The sequence below is a fragment of the Devosia sp. Z6_126 genome (genome assembly GCF_058133495.1).
Map to the genome: position 1 here is coordinate 26717 of NZ_JBYUNO010000008.1, position 17733 is coordinate 44449.

The 17733-nt window shown below is 60.5% G+C and carries 15 protein-coding genes; 10 read left to right on the forward strand and 5 right to left on the reverse strand.

All coding sequences use genetic code 11. From position 1 onward, the window contains the following. Positions 1 to 121 precede the first annotated feature (121 nt). Positions 122 to 337 carry a hypothetical protein gene (locus AC3YOG_RS20275; protein ID WP_172125182.1) on the forward strand — a complete coding sequence of 72 codons (216 nt, stop codon included), beginning with the start codon at positions 122 to 124 and terminating at the stop codon, positions 335 to 337. On the opposite strand, the gene AC3YOG_RS20280 is transcribed toward AC3YOG_RS20275, so the two are convergent. The 4 genes from AC3YOG_RS20280 to AC3YOG_RS20295 all read right to left on the reverse strand — a co-directional run bounded on the left by AC3YOG_RS20280 (position 329) and on the right by AC3YOG_RS20295 (position 6635). After that, the gene (locus tag AC3YOG_RS20280; RefSeq protein WP_248308267.1) at positions 329 to 934 is read right to left on the reverse strand and encodes a helix-turn-helix domain-containing protein; all 606 of its coding nucleotides are present in this window, start codon (positions 932 to 934) and stop codon (positions 329 to 331) included. The two genes, AC3YOG_RS20275 and AC3YOG_RS20280, sit on opposite strands and share 9 nt — an antisense overlap. Before the next feature lie 385 nt (positions 935 to 1319). Continuing rightward, positions 1320 to 2294 carry a zinc-dependent alcohol dehydrogenase family protein gene (locus AC3YOG_RS20285; protein WP_172125180.1) on the reverse strand — a complete coding sequence of 325 codons (975 nt, stop codon included), beginning with the start codon at positions 2292 to 2294 and terminating at the stop codon, positions 1320 to 1322. 370 nt (positions 2295 to 2664) lie between these two features. Continuing rightward, positions 2665 to 5547 carry an ATP-binding protein gene (locus AC3YOG_RS20290; protein ID WP_489936413.1) on the reverse strand — a complete coding sequence of 961 codons (2883 nt, stop codon included), beginning with the start codon at positions 5545 to 5547 and terminating at the stop codon, positions 2665 to 2667. Positions 5548 to 5735: 188 nt separating this feature from the next. Continuing rightward, a complete protein-coding gene (locus AC3YOG_RS20295; protein WP_489936414.1) occupies positions 5736 to 6635 on the reverse strand; it encodes a pirin family protein in 900 nt (299 codons plus the stop codon). Positions 6636 to 6815: 180 nt separating this feature from the next. Between AC3YOG_RS20295 and AC3YOG_RS20300 the strand changes: the two genes are divergently transcribed. Continuing rightward, positions 6816 to 8480, forward strand: a complete 1665-nt coding sequence (locus tag AC3YOG_RS20300) for an MFS transporter (RefSeq protein WP_489936415.1) — start codon at positions 6816 to 6818, stop codon at positions 8478 to 8480. Positions 8481 to 8493: 13 nt separating this feature from the next. On the opposite strand, the gene AC3YOG_RS20305 is transcribed toward AC3YOG_RS20300, so the two are convergent. Next, positions 8494 to 9393 (reverse strand): LysR family transcriptional regulator, encoded by a 900-nt coding sequence (locus tag AC3YOG_RS20305; RefSeq protein ID WP_172125481.1) that lies wholly within the window; start codon positions 9391 to 9393, stop codon positions 8494 to 8496. A 166-nt stretch (positions 9394 to 9559) separates the two neighbouring features. Here AC3YOG_RS20305 and AC3YOG_RS20310 point away from each other — a divergent pair, with 166 nt between their 5' ends. The 8 genes from AC3YOG_RS20310 to AC3YOG_RS20345 form a co-directional block, all read left to right on the forward strand. Beyond that, positions 9560 to 10678, forward strand: a complete 1119-nt coding sequence (locus AC3YOG_RS20310; RefSeq protein ID WP_489936416.1) for an NAD(P)-dependent alcohol dehydrogenase — start codon at positions 9560 to 9562, stop codon at positions 10676 to 10678. Positions 10679 to 10716: 38 nt separating this feature from the next. Next, on the forward strand, positions 10717 to 11796 hold the full coding sequence (locus AC3YOG_RS20315; RefSeq protein WP_172125175.1) for an MBL fold metallo-hydrolase: 1080 nt from the start codon (positions 10717 to 10719) through the stop codon (positions 11794 to 11796). 130 nt (positions 11797 to 11926) lie between these two features. Then, the gene (locus AC3YOG_RS20320) at positions 11927 to 13417 is read left to right on the forward strand and encodes an aldehyde dehydrogenase family protein (protein WP_489936417.1); all 1491 of its coding nucleotides are present in this window, start codon (positions 11927 to 11929) and stop codon (positions 13415 to 13417) included. A gap of 378 nt (positions 13418 to 13795) precedes the next feature. Beyond that, on the forward strand, positions 13796 to 14182 hold the full coding sequence (locus AC3YOG_RS20325) for a cupin domain-containing protein (RefSeq protein ID WP_489936418.1): 387 nt from the start codon (positions 13796 to 13798) through the stop codon (positions 14180 to 14182). Between the two features lie 570 nt (positions 14183 to 14752). Beyond that, positions 14753 to 15637: an aminoglycoside phosphotransferase family protein gene (locus tag AC3YOG_RS20330; RefSeq protein WP_489936419.1), complete on the forward strand. Its 885-nt coding sequence runs from the start codon at positions 14753 to 14755 to the stop codon at positions 15635 to 15637. A gap of 50 nt (positions 15638 to 15687) precedes the next feature. Then, positions 15688 to 16533, forward strand: coding sequence for an EamA family transporter (locus AC3YOG_RS20335; RefSeq protein ID WP_489936420.1), 846 nt, complete (start codon positions 15688 to 15690; stop codon positions 16531 to 16533). A 32-nt stretch (positions 16534 to 16565) separates the two neighbouring features. Next, entirely contained in the window at positions 16566 to 17009 is a 444-nt protein-coding gene (locus AC3YOG_RS20340; RefSeq protein ID WP_489936421.1) for a GNAT family N-acetyltransferase, read from the forward strand. Positions 17010 to 17354: 345 nt separating this feature from the next. Next, on the forward strand, positions 17355 to 17733 hold a 379-nt coding region (locus AC3YOG_RS20345; RefSeq protein ID WP_489936422.1), incomplete at its 3' end, for a hypothetical protein.

The following is a 17733-nucleotide window of genomic DNA, read 5'->3' on the forward strand; positions in this document are numbered from 1 at the left end:
TCGTCCTGGCAGGTGGGCAGCCCCGCATCCACGGGGGCTGCCCCCGCTGCGTTCAGCGATGAGGAAAGGTGATTGGATTGCGGTCCGGTGCACTCAAGCGTTGGGCTGCTGCGAGTGTCAGATGAGCAGTATTGACATTGTGGTGGATGCTTCGGTAAGCGGAACAGGCGGCGCAATATTAGTCATTCAAGCAGGCTTGAAGGACATCGGCGCCGACGTCGGCCGCGATACCGATATAGTCACCAAACAGCTCTTCGCAAATCTTTCCGTATTCGGCGACGAGTTCTACGTCGTTTACGAGACTTGCGGGCAACGGGCCAAAGCTTGGCTAGTGTAGGTCAGTGACGGCCATGTTGATCTGCCTCTTGCCATTGATCAGGCCGACAACCCCGTCATCGACCCCAGCGAGCATCACATCGATGACCACCCCTCCGCCGGGTCTGCAACGATGGTGCGCGGTTGCTGTCGTGCCAAGAGGTGCGTTGATCACATTCACCGTTACGCTGGAGCTATCAGGCACGGGCAGTTGCGCAAGCGGATCACGGACGGCACGACGATATTCTGACGGGCTCATGTGGCGATGTTTCTGGAATACCCGGGCGAATACCTGGTTCGACGAATACCCGACCTCAAAGGCGATCTCTGTGATGGGCTCATCCGTCGTCTCGAGCAGCTCACAAGCCTTCTCCATCCTCATAATCGTCAAGTACACGCGTGGCGGCACACCGACGCTTTGCTTGAACATGCGTGCGAAATGAAAGCGGGAAAGTCTCACCTCTGCGGCCAACTCATCAAGGCTGATGTCTTCCGAAATTCGTGCACGCAACAACTCCAGGCAGCGCCGTTCAGCCCATGGGGCAAGGCCGCCCCTTGCCGGCACAAGGGGTGGCCTGACTGAGCGGATGAGTTCTGCAGCATCTTGCAACTTGATCATGTTGTTCTCCAATTGGGATCGTTAGGATTGCGATCCACGCAGGAGGATGATCGGGTGACTCCACGCCGATGTTAAATAAAGGGCTGAAAAAGGATGTAAACCGGCTAAGGACCATATGCCGACTACACCGCTTCAAATCAGAATATGACTCGAAGCTGCAGCACGTAGCCGCTCCTTTGCCCTCAGAACTATGAATCAGCAGAATACGTGACCATAGGTTCATCGGCTTGACGCCCACGATGTCTACCAGCGGTACAATCATTTTCCCGGTCCTGCAGACGCAGGACCGGTCTACCCTGCGCTGAATGTTTATTGAAAGCGTTCAGCGCGGTTGACCTCTGCTACAACGATCTGTGCCAACGGCTGAGATCACAACATATGCTCCTCACCAAGTGAGTTCGCCGTTGACCTCAATTGCGATTTTGCCTCGAATTCCGTTGTGTGGCGTCTCGAGACGGTCATGCGCCAGCGGAATATCAGCAAGCGCATAGACCGCGCCGATATGGGGCCGCAATTGACCGCGCTCGATCAATGCACTCAGCTCATCAAGCTTGCCGCGGTTTTGTCTGGTGAATACGAAGTGATAACTCGCGTTCTTGCCCCAGGCCTGAACGAGGTTTTGCGGCTGGGCAATGTCCACGATCGTGACGACGCGGCCGAGTTGCGCGAGCGTGTCAGGGCTGCGCGACAACGTGTTGCCGCCGATGGTGTCGAACACGACATCGACTCCGCGGCCACCCGTTTCCCGCATGATAGTGTCGACGTAACTCTCCTGCTCGTAGTCGATGATCATATCGGCCCCAAGGCTACGCGCGAATTCAGCGTTTTCCTGCCGCACAGTCGTCAATACCCTTGCTCCCATCGCCTTTGCCAACTGGATCGCCACATGGCCGACGCCCCCTGCGCCACCATGCACAAGAACGGTTTCCCCCACCCTGAGGGCTGCACGTACGAACAGCGCTTCCCACGCCGTGCCGCCAACCAAGGTCAAGCTTGCCGCCTCTAGATGGCTCAGCGAGGCAGGCTTCTTGCCAACGATGCCGGCGTCGGCAACGTGATACTCGGCGTAGCTTCCCGGCCCACCAAATATGGCGGGGGTGTACCAGACCTCATCTCCAGCAGAGAAGGCGGCCACGCCCGGACCGATTTCTTCGATAACGCCGGATACGTCGTGGCCGGTTATGGTCGGCAGTTGCACCAAGTCGCGATAGTCTCCGCGGCGAACCTGATAATCCAACGGGTTGATGGAGGTGGCATGGACTCGAACCAGAACCTGCCCAGCAAGCGGCACCGGTTTGGGTAAGTGGCGCAACTCGAACGAGTCTGGCCCGCCAAATGATTTAAGGACCATCGCTTTCATCGTAGTGCTGTCTCCTTTTCCGCGCTCAGTTCAAGCCGTCGGAGGCACGGTCTAGCCGAGGACAGGACGCACTGCGGTGCTGAAGCTGCTGCATGCAGAGAATTCTTGCGACCAACTCCCATTTGCTGGAAGTAGCCGTAGATGAGCGAAGCTCATGACCTTAATGCCATGGAATCGGAATTCGCACCCGACGTGTTCGACTAGAGCGGCTCATTCTTAAGCAGCAGTCCGGCTTTTCGCTAGATCGGCTCCACATGCATGTGCAGTGTGTTCCGGAGCGCTTCCGGCCGCTCTGGCTTGGCGCCATAATCACTGGTTGCTTGATACTCCTGCCCCGGATCCCCCCAAGAGGAAACGCCGAACTTCGTCACTAAGTCGCTGGGCGCCAAGTCTTGATCAGGTGTCGGGCGGTTCTGAGATCGTGCGTATCGTAGCCCTCGCTAAACCCGCTATAAACCTCAGCCAACATTGCGTGGGCTTCGTGGGTGCGCCCCTCGGTTGCACGCAGGCTCCCCAAAGCCATGGTGGAGCGCAACACCAGGCTGAGGGCTCCTTGTTCATATGCTAGTTCAATCGAACGCCGCAACATCGCCTCAGCCGCGCGTGGATCCAGCCGTCCGGCAGCAAGCTCGATCTTGGCACGCGTACGCAGCAGCTCGGGCATCTCGAAAGACTCATGTAGCGCCACAGCACGTTCCATTGCAGCGTCTATAATCAGTTGGGCCTCTGGGATATCACCGCATGCAAGCAGCGCCTCGCAAAGCGATCTGCTCAACATCGTCGCGAGATTTTGCCGTCTCTCCACCTTCAAGGTGTCTAGAGCCTCGCGAAGCTTGCTTGCCGCCGACCGGAATTCTCCTCGGAGCAAAGCAACTTCTCCCGAAAGCGCGAGGCCGAAGGCCGCATTTGTACCGTACGAGTAACGAATGCCGTGCTGAATGAGACGGTCCACTAGCGCCTCGGCTTGCTCAATATCCCCCCTCCACAGGAAAACCGTCGTGGCATACGTCAAGGCAACGAGCATGCTCATGGGTTGCTCGTCTAGCTCCGCTTCCGCGACTGCCTGGCGTGCCACTTGGGCTGCACGGTCCGGAGCGCCGCTCAACCAAAGTGCCCGCGCAAGGACGTTGAGGGCACGCGTCCGATGTGCAAAACCAAGCACATCGACTTTGGTGGTGCCTAGCCTTTCGGCTTGCTTGAAGCCTTCCTCTGTGTGGCGTATGGCGCTCGCATGGTCGCCAGCAAAGTGATACGCACATCCCAGCATCCACTCAGACATGACGATGCCCGTGGCATACCCCGCCTGGTGTGCCAACTCGAGGCTGCGGGAGCCCACCTCGACAGCCTCACCGTAGCGGCCCAGATGAGTCATGACGATATGCTGCGCCGCGTGCAACTCGAGTTCTCGTTTATGATCCTTCAGCTTTCGAGCAAGACTGAGCCCACGTTCGATCGTCTCATGCAGGTCACTGCGGTCGACGCGGGTGAACAGCGCTGACATCGCCAGCGATGCTTCCAATATAAGGTGTGTCTTGGAGCCCTCATGAGGACCCACTTTGTGCAGTGCGGCCTGACACCATCGATGGCACTCGTCGAGCAGGGACAAATCCAATAAATGCGGTGCTGCGAGCGCTGCCAAACGAACGCCCAACTCGCCTTCACCTGTCTCGGAGAAGGCCCAGGCAAGCGCGGTGCGTATGTCGCCCACCTGAACCGAAGCGGGATCGGGACGCCCCTCACGGTTATCCTCACATCGCCTCAGTTGTTTAACCAGATACCCCGCCAGCTTGCCGCAGACGCAGTGGATTTCACCCGATTGCGCCAGTTTTTGCGACGCATACGTGCGGGTCGTGTCCAGTAGCCGGAGATAGCTCGCACCGTTGATGGTCGAGGGCGACAGCAATGACTTGTCGATGAGACTGGCGATTGCGCTTGTCGCCTCCGCATCATCCAGACCAGCGTCTGCCGCGATCGCTTGCGCCGCAGCCAGTTGAAAGGGGCCTGCGAACACCGACAACCGGTACAATACGCGGCGTTCCGCCTGGGACAAGAGGGTGTAGCTCCAATCCAGCATCGCATGGAGCGTCTGGTGCCGGGGAGGCGCGCTGCGGCGGCCGGGCCACAGAAGATTAAATCGGCTCTCGATCAGTTCGGCTGTTCCACGCACGCCATGGAAGGGTACCCGTCCGGCAGCCAGTTCGATTGCAAGGGGGATGCCATCCATGTTCCGGCAGATGTCAGCGGCAAGCAGGGCAACCTCGTCGGTAACTGCCTCGTGCGACCCGCTTGCTGCCGCTCGATCCATGAAAAGCTGCACTGCGGGGAAGGCGATCCAATCCGCTGCCGTAGTGCCCCAACCAATCGGCGGAACATCCAAGGGTGGAAGGATGTGGACGTGCTCCCCCTCTGCACGCAGCAACTCCCGACTGGTCGCGAGGAGATGGGTTTGAGACGTGGACCGATAAAGCCACTCGGAGAGCGCGGCCGTCTGGTCAATGAGGTGCTCGCAATTGTCTAGCACAAGTAATGATCTTCTGGGCGCGAGAAACGCCTGGATGCCCGCCTTGGGATCGTTCGCCTGCACCTTCAGGCCAAGGGCGGAAGCGATCGCACTCGGCACGAGAGAGGCGTCGTGCACGGAGGACAGGTCAACATAATATACCCCGCCCTCAAAGACATCGAGCAATGCGTGGGCGACAGAGATGGCGACAGCTGTCTTGCCCATTCCACCCGGACCGATGATGCTCACGAAGCGATGCTTGGTGAGTAACTCGACGATTGTGGTAACCGAGGAATCGCGCCCAATCAGCCGACTAAGAGCCCGGGGCAACGAGCGTTCACCGACGGACACTGAGGGCTGCCTGCGTGATCCCTGATCGAGCGTCCATGTTTCGGCGCTTTCGAGGGATGAGGACTCGAGCTGCGCTCGGGTAACGGGCGCAACAAAGCTATACCCCCGACCCGGGATGTTCACGATGTAGCGGGCACCGTTTTTGCCGTCGCCCAAGCTCTTGCGCAGGCTTGCGATGTTGACCCGCACATTAGCCTCGTCGACCACCAGCCCCGACCAGGCACGCGCAATCAATTCTCGCTGGGAGAGCACCTCTCCTGCGTGTTCAACCAGTGCAATGAGCAGGTCAAGCGCGCGACTCCCGATCGGGATGCTAGCCCCGTTCGACTGCAGCAAACGCCCTGACACATGCAGGCGGAACGGGCCAAACTCAACGATTTCGTCGACTACCTGCGGCAGCACGCGACAACACTCCTATCAGCACCCTCCCTCTGATGAAGCGCGATCAGCCGGGGACATGCGCCGCCCGGCCCTGCTTCAGTTTGCCCAAGATATTCCGATCTGGAGACAAAATTGGTGTGGGGGGTCGGTCTTCCTCACTGGCACGTTACTTTCTGATTGCTGCCGCACGGCCATACCGTGCGGACACATCATGCATGGGCGACCGGCCGCATCGTGCCGGCGTGCGGAAATTTTCCGTGGCGATAGGCGTCGTAGTAGCCAGCCAATTCCTCACGCGAGCCAGCGATAAACGGCCCCTGCGCGACCACCGAAATGTTCTGCGGTTGCCCCGCGTACAGCAGTAGACGAGCGCCGCTATCGCCCGCCCGCAATGAGAGTGAACTGGCGCCATTGCCCAGGGGTCCTGTCCAGCCCACCGCGCCCTTGGTTAAGACCTCTGCGGTGACGCCGGCCTCCACCTCGCCGTCGATCACCACGACAAATCCGTTGTAGGAGGCCGGCAGCTGCGGCGCGAACACGGCGCCCGGCCCCAACCAAATGTCGATCAACGTGACCGGGACAGCGTTCATCGTCGGTGCCGCCGCTTCCCCTAGCTGGCCGCTATAGACTTTCGCCATGACACCATGCTCGGCATGAGTGGGCATCGCAGCTCCGCGGAGGATTTGCACCCGGGGCGGCATATTGCGCTGCGCCTCAGGCAGGATCAGCCAGAGCTGGAACAGACGCATCCCGGTGGAGACCATCGTGTTCTCCGCATGGACGATGCCGCTGCCGGCGGTCATCCACTCGACGTCGCCTTCCTCCAGCCGCCCGCCGGTATCCTCCATGGTGCCATTGAGCATGAAGGTGACGGTTTCCAGGCCGGCATGAGGGTGCGCCTCTCCGAAGCTTCCCGCCAGCGTAATGTTATCATCGGCCATCAGGAAGAATGGATCGGTCGCAGCTAGTTCGCCCGGTGCAACTACCAAAGCGGCCTGATGCCTCTCGCCGCCGAAGCCAGGCTCTAGCGCCGGTATCCTGGTGACGCGATCTATCGATCTCTCAAACATTGGCAAGTCCTTCTCGTGGTTCGGAGCAGTCTTCGTCATGAAGTGACAGCTCCAGCCTTATTGCCCTCCATCTCGGAAATGTCTGAGCTCGATCAAGATGCGCGTTCAAGAACCCAGCGTTGCCCATCAAGGAACCTAAAGGTTCGTGATGGTTTCGGGCCGGCCGTCTACCTTTGCTCCATGACAGATTCATTCGATAGCCCGCATGAGCGCCGACCCATGAACCGGATGCGCGATCTCCTGGATGAGGAGGTCCATGAGTTTCCAGAGCACGAGCGCGCGCCCGTCGCCGGTTCGCCTGCGACGCCGGCTCATGGCCGAGCGACTCGACTCGCTTATGTGCTTGTCGCGCTGCTCGTCGGGATGACTGCGGGCATGGGCAGCGCGCTGGTGAACGTCAACACGCAGCAGCTGCAACGGCTCTTCGATCTGAGCGCCAATCAGGTGGCGTGGCTGCCGACCAGCTATGTGATGACCGCGGTCTCGGCCAACCTGCTGCTGATCAAGGTTCGACAGCAATATGGCCTGCGCCGTTTCGCGCTGTTCTTCCTGGGCCTTTATGCCGCGCTAGCCCTGGCACATCTTTTCGTCTCGGATCTTGGGGCGACATTGCTGCTGCGCGCGACCAGCGGGTTCGTTGCGGTGGCACTGATACCACTTTGCCTCTTCCACATGATGCAGGCTTTGCCCTCGGAATGGCGGCTGCGGGGATTGGTACTCGGCATCGGAGTGACGCAATGCGCGATGCCGCTGGCGCGTGTCCTGTCGCCCTCCTTGCTTGCCAGCCAGGGGCCGCGTTCCCTGTTCATGTTCGAGGCGGGACTCGCCCTGCTGTCGCTCGCCGCGGTCGGCTTGGTCCGCCTGCCGCCGGCGGTGCGCGTGAGCGTCTTCAAGCCGCTGGACTTACTGATCTTCGTTCTGATGGGGGGTGGGCTGGCTCTGATCGCGGCTGTGCTGGGACTGGGCCGATGGGAGGGATGGTTTCAGGCGCCATGGATCCTCGTGTCGCTTTTGGTCGCCATACCCGCGTTAGTGGCGGCAGCTGCCATCGATACATACCGCGAATCACCGCTGCTGAACCTTCGTTGGCTCAGGCGTGGCGATGTCGCCCGTTTTGCCGCGGCCATCTTCATGGCGCGCATCGTCTTGGCCGAACAGGAGGTTGCGGTCGCGGTCGTGAAGTCGCTCGGAGCCACGAACCACCAACTCTGGACGCTGTCGCTGGTCATGTTCGGCGGGGCCGTCGCCGGTGTCTTGGCGAGCGCAGTCTCGGTAAATGCCGAGAAGCTGGCCCGGCCGATAATGCTGTCGATCGGGATCGTCGCCATCGCGGCCCTGATCGACAGCGCGGCGACAGATCCACATCATCTGCAGCGCTTCTACGTATCGCAGGCGGCGATCGCATTCGCCGGAACGTTCTTCCTGGGGCCGGCGCTGCTGCTAGGCATCACCAGCGCACTCCAGCAGGGTAGCCGAGAGCTTATCAGCTTCATCGTCCTGTTTGGCGTCGTCAACGCACTCGGCGCGCTGGCCGGTCCCGCGCTGCTGGGGAGTCACACCGACTGGTCCGTGGCAGCGATCGGAGCGACGCAGGGCGCACAACTGGACACGTTGCGTTTGGCGGCAGGTATCGCCGCATTCACAACGATCTACCTCGCGATCCTCCTCGCAATCCGGATACGACGGCGCCTGAAGGAGCTGCGGGCTCTGGACTTTGCAGGTCCGGCTCTTCAGCCGGGGGCACCAGACCCGCCCGGAGTCCAGTCGATCGATAGTGGCTGGCGCCCGCCTCGTCCCGGCAATGCTCCTGCTGCGGTGTTTGCGGCGATTGCGATCGTTGGTGTTGCGCTGCTGCTCGCAGCCTGGGGCCTGCCCGCACTGTGAATCGACGAGCTGCTCAAATTTCCCGGTCGATCTTCTCGTAGAGGAAGTTTACCAGGGCGCGCACTCTCGCAATATCAGATCGTGCGGGTGGCATGAAGATCTGCAGATCGGCGCCCTCATGCGGGAAGGCAGGCAGGACGGCTTCCAGTTCACCTCGCATCAGCGGTCCCTCGACCATAAACCTCGGAACGACGGTCACGCCCAGCCCTGCACGCGCGGCCGCCAAGAGCATCTGCCCGTTGTCAGTACGGAACTCCGAGTTCATGCGCACATGCTCCCAGCCATCGGCACCCTGGAACCCCCAGTTTCCGGTGTCCTGGACGTGGAGCATGGCTTTATGAGCGTTCATATCGGAGGGTTTGGACGGGCGCCCTTGCGTATCGAGATAAGCCGGGCTGGCGACGACCACCCAGCGGACCTTGGCAAGTTTGCGGGTGATGAGCGTCAGATCCGAGTCGGTTCCCGGCTTGATCGCGAGGTCATAGGCTTCGGCGCTCATGTCCACCCGACGATCCTCGAAGGATATGTCTAGCTGAATGCGCGGATGGAGCATCGCGAACTCAGCTAGCAGGGGCGCGAGTACAAAATCGCCAAAGGCAGTCTGCACCTGGATGCGGAGCAGCCCGGAAATCTCGCTCGTCAGTTTGTTGACGACTTCCCGCGCTGATTCCAGTTCCGCCAGGCCGCCTCCGGCGCGCGCGTGATACTTACGGCCGACATCGGTCAACGTCGTGCCCCTCGGCGTGCGGATCAGCAATTGAGCGCCGAGAACCTTTTCCAGACGACTGATACGACGGCTTACGATGGACTTGGCGATGCCAAGACGCGCAGCCGCATTCGCAATACCGCCGGTTTCGACCACCCGAACGAACGAGATTACATCCAAGAGATCAACGGGCGCGGGTTCCGGCATCAGCAACTCCGAGTTCCTGCCACGATGGCTATTGCAACACTATAGAACCGCTACTCTCGGCGAAAGGGTTGCGGACACAAGGCCGCACACCCGGGTCACATCTGACGGAAGCCCCCCAATGACCTCACAAGCTACTGATGATCCTCATGTTGAGGCAAGAGCACGCATGACCCAGCCAGCACGCGCAGCGGTGATCGAACGAAAGGATGGGCCGTTCATCATGCAGGATGTCACACTTGAAGCCCCCCGGCCGGACGAGGTGCTCGTGCGAATGGTTGCGACAGGGATCTGTGCGACCGACGCCCATGTCCGCCGTCAGCTGCTGCCGGCACCGCTCCCCGCGATCCTTGGCCACGAGGGCGCGGGCATCGTGGAACGCGTTGGATCGACAGTCACCCACGTCAAGCCCGGGGATTACGTCGTACTGTCCTACCACTCCTGCGGGCAGTGCAAACCCTGCCTGTCCTCCCACGCCGCTTATTGCGATAAGGTTTGGGAAGCCAACTTCGCGGGCGCGAGACTGGACGGTTCCAGTGGCGTGGGGCGGCAAGGCCCGGAGAATCTACATGCCCATTTCTTCGGCCAGTCCTCGTTCGCTACCCATGCGCTCGCGCATCAGCGAAACACCGTCAAGGTGCCGAACGACGTTCCGCTGGAAATACTGGGACCGCTCGGTTGTGGCATGCAGACCGGCGCAGGCGCGATCCTGAAGGCGATGAAGGTTCCGGTCGGCGCTACCGTCGCCGTTTTCGGCGTCGGCGCGGTCGGCCTTGCTGCGATCATGGCCGCCAGGGTCGCACAAGCTGCCACTATCATCGCCATTGACGTGAACATCGAACGGCTGGAACTTGCGAAAGAGCTCGGTGCGACGCATGTCGTGAATGCCGCAAGCGGAGCGGACGTCTGCTCCGAGATTCGACAAGTCGAACAGAGGGGCGTCGAGTTCATCCTCGACACCAGCGGTCGCGCGGCGAACCTCGATGCTGGGATCGGTGCGCTCGCCCCGCTCGGGAACTTCGGGTTCGTCGCGTTCAATGATCACTCGGGCGCGATCGTGGATGCGGCGCGTCTTTCGGTCGGGCAGACCCTCCAGGGTATCATCCAGGGCGACGCGGTGTCGGCGCTGATGATTCCAGAGCTGATCGGTCTTTATCGCAGCGGCCGTTTCCCGTTCGACAGGCTTATCACCTTCTACGATTTCGCCGACATCAACCAGGCATTTGAAGACACCGCCTCAGGCCGCGTCATCAAGGCTGTCCTCCGCTTCGGGCACTCAGGAGTCTGAACGGCCGAACTCTACAATCAGACAAGAAGGAAACAAGCATGTGCGATAACCACCAGAAGCCCATCACGGCGTCAGACACACCCGCGTTTTTCGGCATTGACCGATACGGCTTTCCCGAGGCGGGCGAGCATCCGCTCGATCCTCCTGAATACTATCCTCCCTACTTTCATAGTGAGCGTTTCCAGAAGCTTGGCTACTATGTTGAGGAGCTTCGCGGCGGCTTCTACTGGGTGACGAGTGGCGGCTATGACGCGGCATTCGTCGTGACAGACGATGGCGTAGTCGCTATCGATGCTCCTCCGACCCTCGGTGAGAACATGCTCGCCGCGATCGAGGAGGTTACGGACAAGCCGGTTACCCATGTGATTTACAGTCACTGGCACACCGACCATATCGGGGCCGCCTCAATCTACGGACCAGACGTCGAGATCGTTGCCCATGAGATCACGAAGGAGCTGCTGGAGCGTTTCCCTGATCCCAGCCGCCCTCTACCCACGATCACCTTTGACAAGAAGCACACGCTCACGGTGGGCGGCGTAACGCTGGAGCTATCCTACAAGGGTGAGAACCACTGCCCTGGCAACATCTTCATCTATGCCCCGGCACAGAAGGTTCTGACCTGCATCGACATCATCAGCCCCGGCAGCGCCACCTTCATGCACTGCGACGCCTCCCAGAACATCACGGCCTGGTACGAGGCTCAGCACCAAATCATGGAGTTCGATTTCGACTTTCTAGTAGCCGGGCACCACATGAAATATGGCACCCCTGAGCTAGTCAAAGAATCAATCGAGTATTTTGCTGACATTCTCGACGGTGCACAGGCAGCAATCGACATCTACTCCCGCTCCGATCGGCTGATGGACATTCTCCTGGAACCAGGCCTCGATCGCTTTTGGGTTGGATCTGAAAACTGGATCAACTCGATGGTCAATTACGCGACCAAGTACGTGCTCGAGAAAAAGACCAGCAACGGCAAGCTTTGGTCCGAGCGTCTGGCCGGTGTGACCACGCAAACCAAGTATCACGCCTATACTGTCATGGAGTCGATCCGCCTCGAGCGGCCGCGGCCAAACTACCGGCTGCGCGGTGAGAACCCACCGCCGTTCTTCGCCTAGTCTCAAGCCCGCTCCTCCCGCCAGACTATGCGGCGGGAGGAGCAACGAACCGTGGCTCCGCAGCAGCGCCGCTTCATTTCGGGCGATGCCGGAACCCGTCATGCCATGCAGGTTCCGGAAGGATGATCCGATGACGACTTACTTTGCCCAGAACTGGATCGACGGCGCGTTCGTTTCGTCGACGAAACGCAGCGCTTCTATCAATCCGGCTACCTACGATTCCATCGGAGAATATGCAGACGATGGTGGGGCGGCTGCCGCCGCCGCGATCGCCGCAGCCGCCCGCGCCTTTCGCGGTTCGGAATGGGCGCACGATGCCGAACTCCGCGCGAGAGTTCTTGACCAGATGGCGGCGGCGATCGAAGGGAACGGCGATCGATTGATCGATATCCTCTCGCTCGAGAACGGAAAGGTCCGGAGCGAAGCCACACTCGAAGTCTCCGCAGCCCCGAGCAAGCTGCGCTACTGGGCGGCGATGGCCCGCACGGAGGCGGGCCGCGCCACGCGGCCGCGACCTGGCAGCCTTTCGATCGTCCTGCGCCAACCGATGGGTGTGGCGGGCGTCATTGTGCCGTGGAACTCACCAATCATCCTGGCGGCGAGGTCGTTCGCACCTGCGTTGGCGGCGGGCTGTACCGTCGTGGTAAAGATGCCTGGACAGGTCGCGCAGACAGCAGCTGTGCTGGCGGAGATACTCGCCGAGAGCACAGATCTGCCGCAGGGCGTCATGAACCTCTTCCTCGAAAGCGGATCAGACGGCGCTGCGCTCCTTGTTGAGAGTGCCAACGTGCCGACGATCAGCTTCACAGGAAGCACGCGGACCGGCGCTGCCATCGGCGCGGTCGGCGCGGCCCGGATCAAGCGGTTCGGCCTTGAGCTTGGGGGCAAGGCGCCAATGATCGTATTCGACGACGCCGACATCGCCCCGATGTTGCCTGTGCTCGAAAAGGCTCTAACTGTGTTCGCCGGTCAATTCTGCATGACGGGTTCCCGGCTGCTCGTTCAGGACGCGGTGTACGATGCCGTCCGGGATCAGCTCGCCGAGCGACTGCGCGCCGTGCGTGTCGGCCCAGCCTCCGATCCAGCGAGTGATATGGGTCCGCTCATCGACAAGGCGAACGTGGCGCGGGTCGACAAGGTCGTCCAGAACGCGATCGACGCCGGGGCAAACCCGGTCGTCCGCGGGGGACCGGTCACCGAGGGTCCGCTGGCCAAGGGAGCGTTCTTCCGCCCCACTTTTCTCGAGGTCGCCAACAACAGGCTTGCTATCGTGCAGGAGGAGACCTTCGGTCCAGTTCTCACCATCCAGCGCTTCGGCGACGAGGACGAAGCCATCGGCCTTGCCAACGACAGCGACTACGGCCTGTCCGCCAGCGTCTGGACACGAGATCTCGACCGCGCCCTGCGGGTAGCCCAAGCCCTGGAGGCGGGCAGCGTCTTCGTGAACGACTGGGCGAAGGTGTATGACAGCACCGAGGAGGGCGGGTTCAAGCCGTCGGGACTGGGTAGGCTGAACGGCCACGCCGCGCTCGACGACTTCATTGAATACAAGCACATCGCGCTCAAGCCGGGCCTAGCTGGACCGTCGGTCCGGCCGCGGCTCCCTACGCGCTCCGCCTGAGCCTTGTCGGCTTGAGCTAATTTTCAATTCGCCACGAACATGAACTACCCATGGCTCGCGAAACGATCCGAAATCCCCATACCGACCAGCGGCACCAGCCAGCTTGTTGTCGCTCGGTCGACGCCCCATCTTCCCGGCGTAACAGGGGTAGGCTTTAGTCCACCATCGTCTGGCGGCTTCGACGACATGCCCTTCGAGCTCCCCTTCAGATCACTGACGTCTGCTGTTTGCGTTTAATGGCCGGAAGCCGACTGACCGCTTCCCACCCCATTGTGGTCGATCAGGTCACGACGGCGAGTCCGGCCCATGCACCCGTATGGCCCTGCCGCCCTTGTTGATGGTAGGTATGTACACATTAGCAAACTGGGACCTACCGACATGAAATGCGTGCGCATCTATGCCGACCCGGACGGGGAGTCCCACTTCGATGAGGTGGAATTGCCGACGAGGAAGAGTTCGGTCCATCCCGACGCAGTGCCGTTCGACGTGACTGGCGGCTATCCAGCGTCCCGGGTGCGTATTACCCAAATCCCGGCCGGTATGCGTGAAGTTGCCTGGCATACGGTTCCGGAGCCGGTACTGACGGTTCGGTTGGATGGTTCGGTGGAGTACGAGACAAGCGATGGGGAGACACGCCACTTCTCCGCGGGAAGCTTCGTGTTGGCGGCAGATACCCACGGAAAAGGTCACCTGTCCCGCCATTCACCCGAAGCGCAGACGGTAATCTGGATCTCACTGCCGAACGGGCTGGAAGTGCCCGCATAGCTGCTCAAGCGGCAGGGCAAAGGTCGAGGGTGGGTTGGCCAAGCCGATGTTCTGGGTATGCTATTGACCGTTCCTCGCACACCCGAACAAATTCCAACGATCACCACTACACCAGCGTTCTCAGCATGCTGCCCGGCATCTTTGTAATTACGGCCTTCGGAGTGCATGCGCTCTGGTCTGCGTACACATTTTTCCAGGCTCTTCGCCCCAAACATCTAGGTTATTTTTGGACGCAACCCGGAACTTGGCTTTGGGTGATTAAGTACCGCGATCCGAACGTGCCGCGCAGACTAAAGGTCCAGTACACGATTGTTTCGGCGATAAGCCTCTCGGTTATTTTCACGTTCCTGATAGTTGCCGCGACTCTTCCATAAAGAGATCAGTTTGCTCCGACAGCTTTAGGCCATCCGGAACGCAGTCCATTGAGGAAGCAAGCCCGTTGCACGATCCTACGGGCCGGTCAGGCGCGCCAGCCTGAGCAGCAATTCCGGTGACCCGGTTTTGCAGTTGCGTTAGCTTGTCGTGGCGTGCTCATCGGTAGGTCCTTGGGTGAGCGTCAAGAGGGGGCGAATGACACCACATCCCGACGAAATCTCCATTGACGATGAATTTGTGTGTGGCTTGCTCAGAGCACAGGCGCCCCAATGGGCGAACCTGCCGGTTCGCCGCATCGCCTCGTCGGGAACGGACAACGCCATCTTCCGTCTTGGCGACAACCTGGCGATCAGGTTGCCGCGGCGACCTTCCGCGGCGGCCCTTCTTTCAAAGGAACTTGACTGGCTTCCGCATCTTCAAGGCTTACCCCTCGAGGTGCCGGTGCTGCAATTTCGCGGGTGGTCGGAACGTGGTTTCGACTTCGGCATCTTCAACTGGATGGAAGGTGAAGTGGCCTCGCCCACCCGTGTGTCTGATTGGCAGAAATCGGCTACCAGCCTGGCCGATTTCCTCCAGGCACTGCACTTGAAGGACACCAACGGCGCGCCACCGGCTGGCGAGCGTAACAGCAGGCGGGGGATCGTGCTTGGCGAGCTGACCGAGGCTATCCGCCCAGCAATTGACATCGTTGCCGACGAAATAGCGGCCCGACGCGCGCATGCTCTTTGGGACGAGGCCTGCACCGCAGAGTTTCTCGGGCAGCCAGTCTGGCTGCACGGTGATCTGAAGGCTGACAACCTGATCGTTCGAGATGGTGTTTTGCGGGGTGTGATCGATTGGGGGCTATCCGCCGTGGGCGATCCTGCCGCCGACTATGCGACAGCATGGTTCTGGGTCGACCCTTTGGCTCGTGACGTGTTCCGGAACAGGCTCAATCTTGATGAGAGCGATTGGCTGCGGTCGCAGGGCTGGGCCCTATATGGCGCGGTTATTGCCCTGAGCTACTATCGGGGTGGCAAGAATGAAGCACTCTGCCGTCAATCACGACTGACGCTTTCAAGGCTAGGGTTGCTGGTTTAGGTCCGCGCTCAAGGAGTGACACGCCCTGGCGGCCATGTACATATATTCTCATGAGCACGGAAATCGCCCTCGTCGTGATCTTCGCAGCCGGCCTCAACGCGGGCTGGAATGCGTTGATCAAGGTCAGCGGCGACAAGATCGCTTCGATGGCCACGGTCACCCTCATGGGTGCACTCGTCTCTGCACTGGTCGCTCCGTTCGTCGCCATTCCCGACCCGGCGAGCTGGCCTTTGTTGGGCCTGACGATCATACTCCACACCGCCTATCATTTTGCGCTCCCCTTTGCCTATCAGCATGGGGACTTGGGGAAGGTGTACCCGATCTCGCGCGGCTCGGCTCCGCTTTTGGTCACGCTGGGTGCCGCGGTATTTGCCGGAGAAGCTCTCGCCACACCGGCCCTGTTCGGCGTGCTTTTTCTCTCGGCGGGGGTGATGGCCTTATCCCTGGATCGGAACGACGGCTCAACCCCGGACCGTCGGGCGGTCCCCCTGGCCTTGCTCACCGGGCTATGCATTGCGTCCTACACCCTCGTGGACGGCCTTGGGGCCCGGCAAGCCGGTTCGGTGATGGGCTTTGCGGTCTGGCTTACCGTCGGCGACGGCTTGCTGACCTTCCTGATTGCCTGGTTCAGGAAGTCCAGGGAGATCACCGCAGTCCTGAAGAGCCAATGGAAGTCCTCGGTACTTGCCGGCAGCATGCAGGTCGGATCTTACTGGATGATCATATGGGCCATGGCGCTGGCGCCCATCGGCGCCGTGTCGGCGCTTCGGGAAACGAGCGTGTTGTTCGCCGCCCTGATTTCGACGTTCCTACTGAAGGAGGGATTCGGTGCCTGGCGTTTCGTTTCGGCCGGCATGATCGCCTGCGGCGTTTGGCTGACGCGCTACAAACCTTGAGTTCGCCAGTACAGCCCAGGATGGACTCGGATATGGAAATCAGGAAGGCAACCCACGCAGACGCAGAAAATGGGAGTGCCGTCCTGCGCCGCTCCATAACCGAGCTATGTGAAGCTGACCACGGCGGAGATCAAGCAGCCATAGCCGCGTGGTGCGCCAACAAGACCCCTGAAATGTGGAGGACGTGGGTCGACCAACAAGCGACGCAGCTCTACGTTGCCGTCGAAGCCGGCAAAATCCTGGGGGTCGGCATGCTCGGAAATACGGGTGATATATTGCTGAACTATGTCTCGCCCGATGCGCGCTGGCGCGGCGTGAGCAAGGCGATGGTCGCTCACATAGAGTCGGAAGCCCGCAAGATCGGCCTGCCGAAGTGCACCTTGAAAAGCTCCAAGACGGCGCATGCGTTCTACGAAGCTGTTGGGTACCAAGACACCGGTGACCGCAACGTCATGACGAAGGACCTGAACCCTTAGTACCTCTGAACCTGCCCCCATGAGTCGATTGCATGCGGTTCCCGGAGGCGGGGAATGACATGGCCGCGGTCATTGTCGAGCAACAGTCTTCCTTCGAGCACTGCGACACGGCGGTCACCCCGTGTCATGGAAACAAGACTGCATGGCTGGGTTTCCCCGTGGAACGGTGACAGCGGTGCATGCTTCTGCTTTGTACGAGCGAGGCAATCAGACCCATGCACATCAAGTCGGCGGCAGTGCTGTTGGTCACAAGGACAAGCGTAGTGGCGACGGGCAATTGCCGCGCCAACGGCTTCGATCCGCAGACTTAACCCGGACCGCACGCGGGACTTTGAAAGGGGAAGCATGTCGGCGCTAAACGACGCGACCACACCGGTCTCGATTTTTGTCTTCGGCGACTACCATGTCCGATCGCCCGGAAAGTTGGCCACCCCACCGCTCCATCTGTTGCGGGTATTGGTTTATGTGTTGCTCGAGGGGCGGGGTGAGCCCGTATCGAGGGGGCGTATCCGCGATCTGATCTGGTCCGACAACGGATCCGAGCGGGCCAACGCGGACATCCGCCAAAGCATGGGTCGCATTCGCAAGTTCCAGCAAGACTACGACTTTGAGTTGCTCTCGACTGATAGCCAATCGGTCTGGGTCAACCCGGCCAGAACATCTATATCGATCTTGCCGAGTTTCTGGATCTCGCGGCCAGTCCCAGCCCGAAAGGGTGCTTGCG

Excerpts from the sequence above, each read along its gene's own strand:
- AC3YOG_RS20315 (WP_172125175.1), top strand. The coding sequence starts at position 10,717 with ATGTGCGATAACCACCAGAAGCCCATCACGGCGTCAGACACACCCGCG.
- AC3YOG_RS20330 (WP_489936419.1), top strand. The coding sequence starts at position 14,753 with ATGACACCACATCCCGACGAAATCTCCATTGACGATGAATTTGTGTGT.
- AC3YOG_RS20310 (WP_489936416.1), top strand. The coding sequence starts at position 9,560 with ATGACCCAGCCAGCACGCGCAGCGGTGATCGAACGAAAGGATGGGCCG.
- AC3YOG_RS20275 (WP_172125182.1), top strand. The coding sequence starts at position 122 with ATGAGCAGTATTGACATTGTGGTGGATGCTTCGGTAAGCGGAACAGGC.
- AC3YOG_RS20305 (WP_172125481.1), bottom strand. The coding sequence starts at position 9,393 with ATGCCGGAACCCGCGCCCGTTGATCTCTTGGATGTAATCTCGTTCGTT.
- AC3YOG_RS20285 (WP_172125180.1), bottom strand. The coding sequence starts at position 2,294 with ATGAAAGCGATGGTCCTTAAATCATTTGGCGGGCCAGACTCGTTCGAG.
- AC3YOG_RS20325 (WP_489936418.1), top strand. The coding sequence starts at position 13,796 with ATGAAATGCGTGCGCATCTATGCCGACCCGGACGGGGAGTCCCACTTC.
- AC3YOG_RS20320 (WP_489936417.1), top strand. The coding sequence starts at position 11,927 with ATGACGACTTACTTTGCCCAGAACTGGATCGACGGCGCGTTCGTTTCG.
- AC3YOG_RS20335 (WP_489936420.1), top strand. The coding sequence starts at position 15,688 with ATGAGCACGGAAATCGCCCTCGTCGTGATCTTCGCAGCCGGCCTCAAC.
- AC3YOG_RS20280 (WP_248308267.1), bottom strand. The coding sequence starts at position 934 with ATGATCAAGTTGCAAGATGCTGCAGAACTCATCCGCTCAGTCAGGCCA.
- AC3YOG_RS20340 (WP_489936421.1), top strand. The coding sequence starts at position 16,566 with ATGGAAATCAGGAAGGCAACCCACGCAGACGCAGAAAATGGGAGTGCC.
- AC3YOG_RS20295 (WP_489936414.1), bottom strand. The coding sequence starts at position 6,635 with ATGACGAAGACTGCTCCGAACCACGAGAAGGACTTGCCAATGTTTGAG.
- AC3YOG_RS20300 (WP_489936415.1), top strand. The coding sequence starts at position 6,816 with ATGAACCGGATGCGCGATCTCCTGGATGAGGAGGTCCATGAGTTTCCA.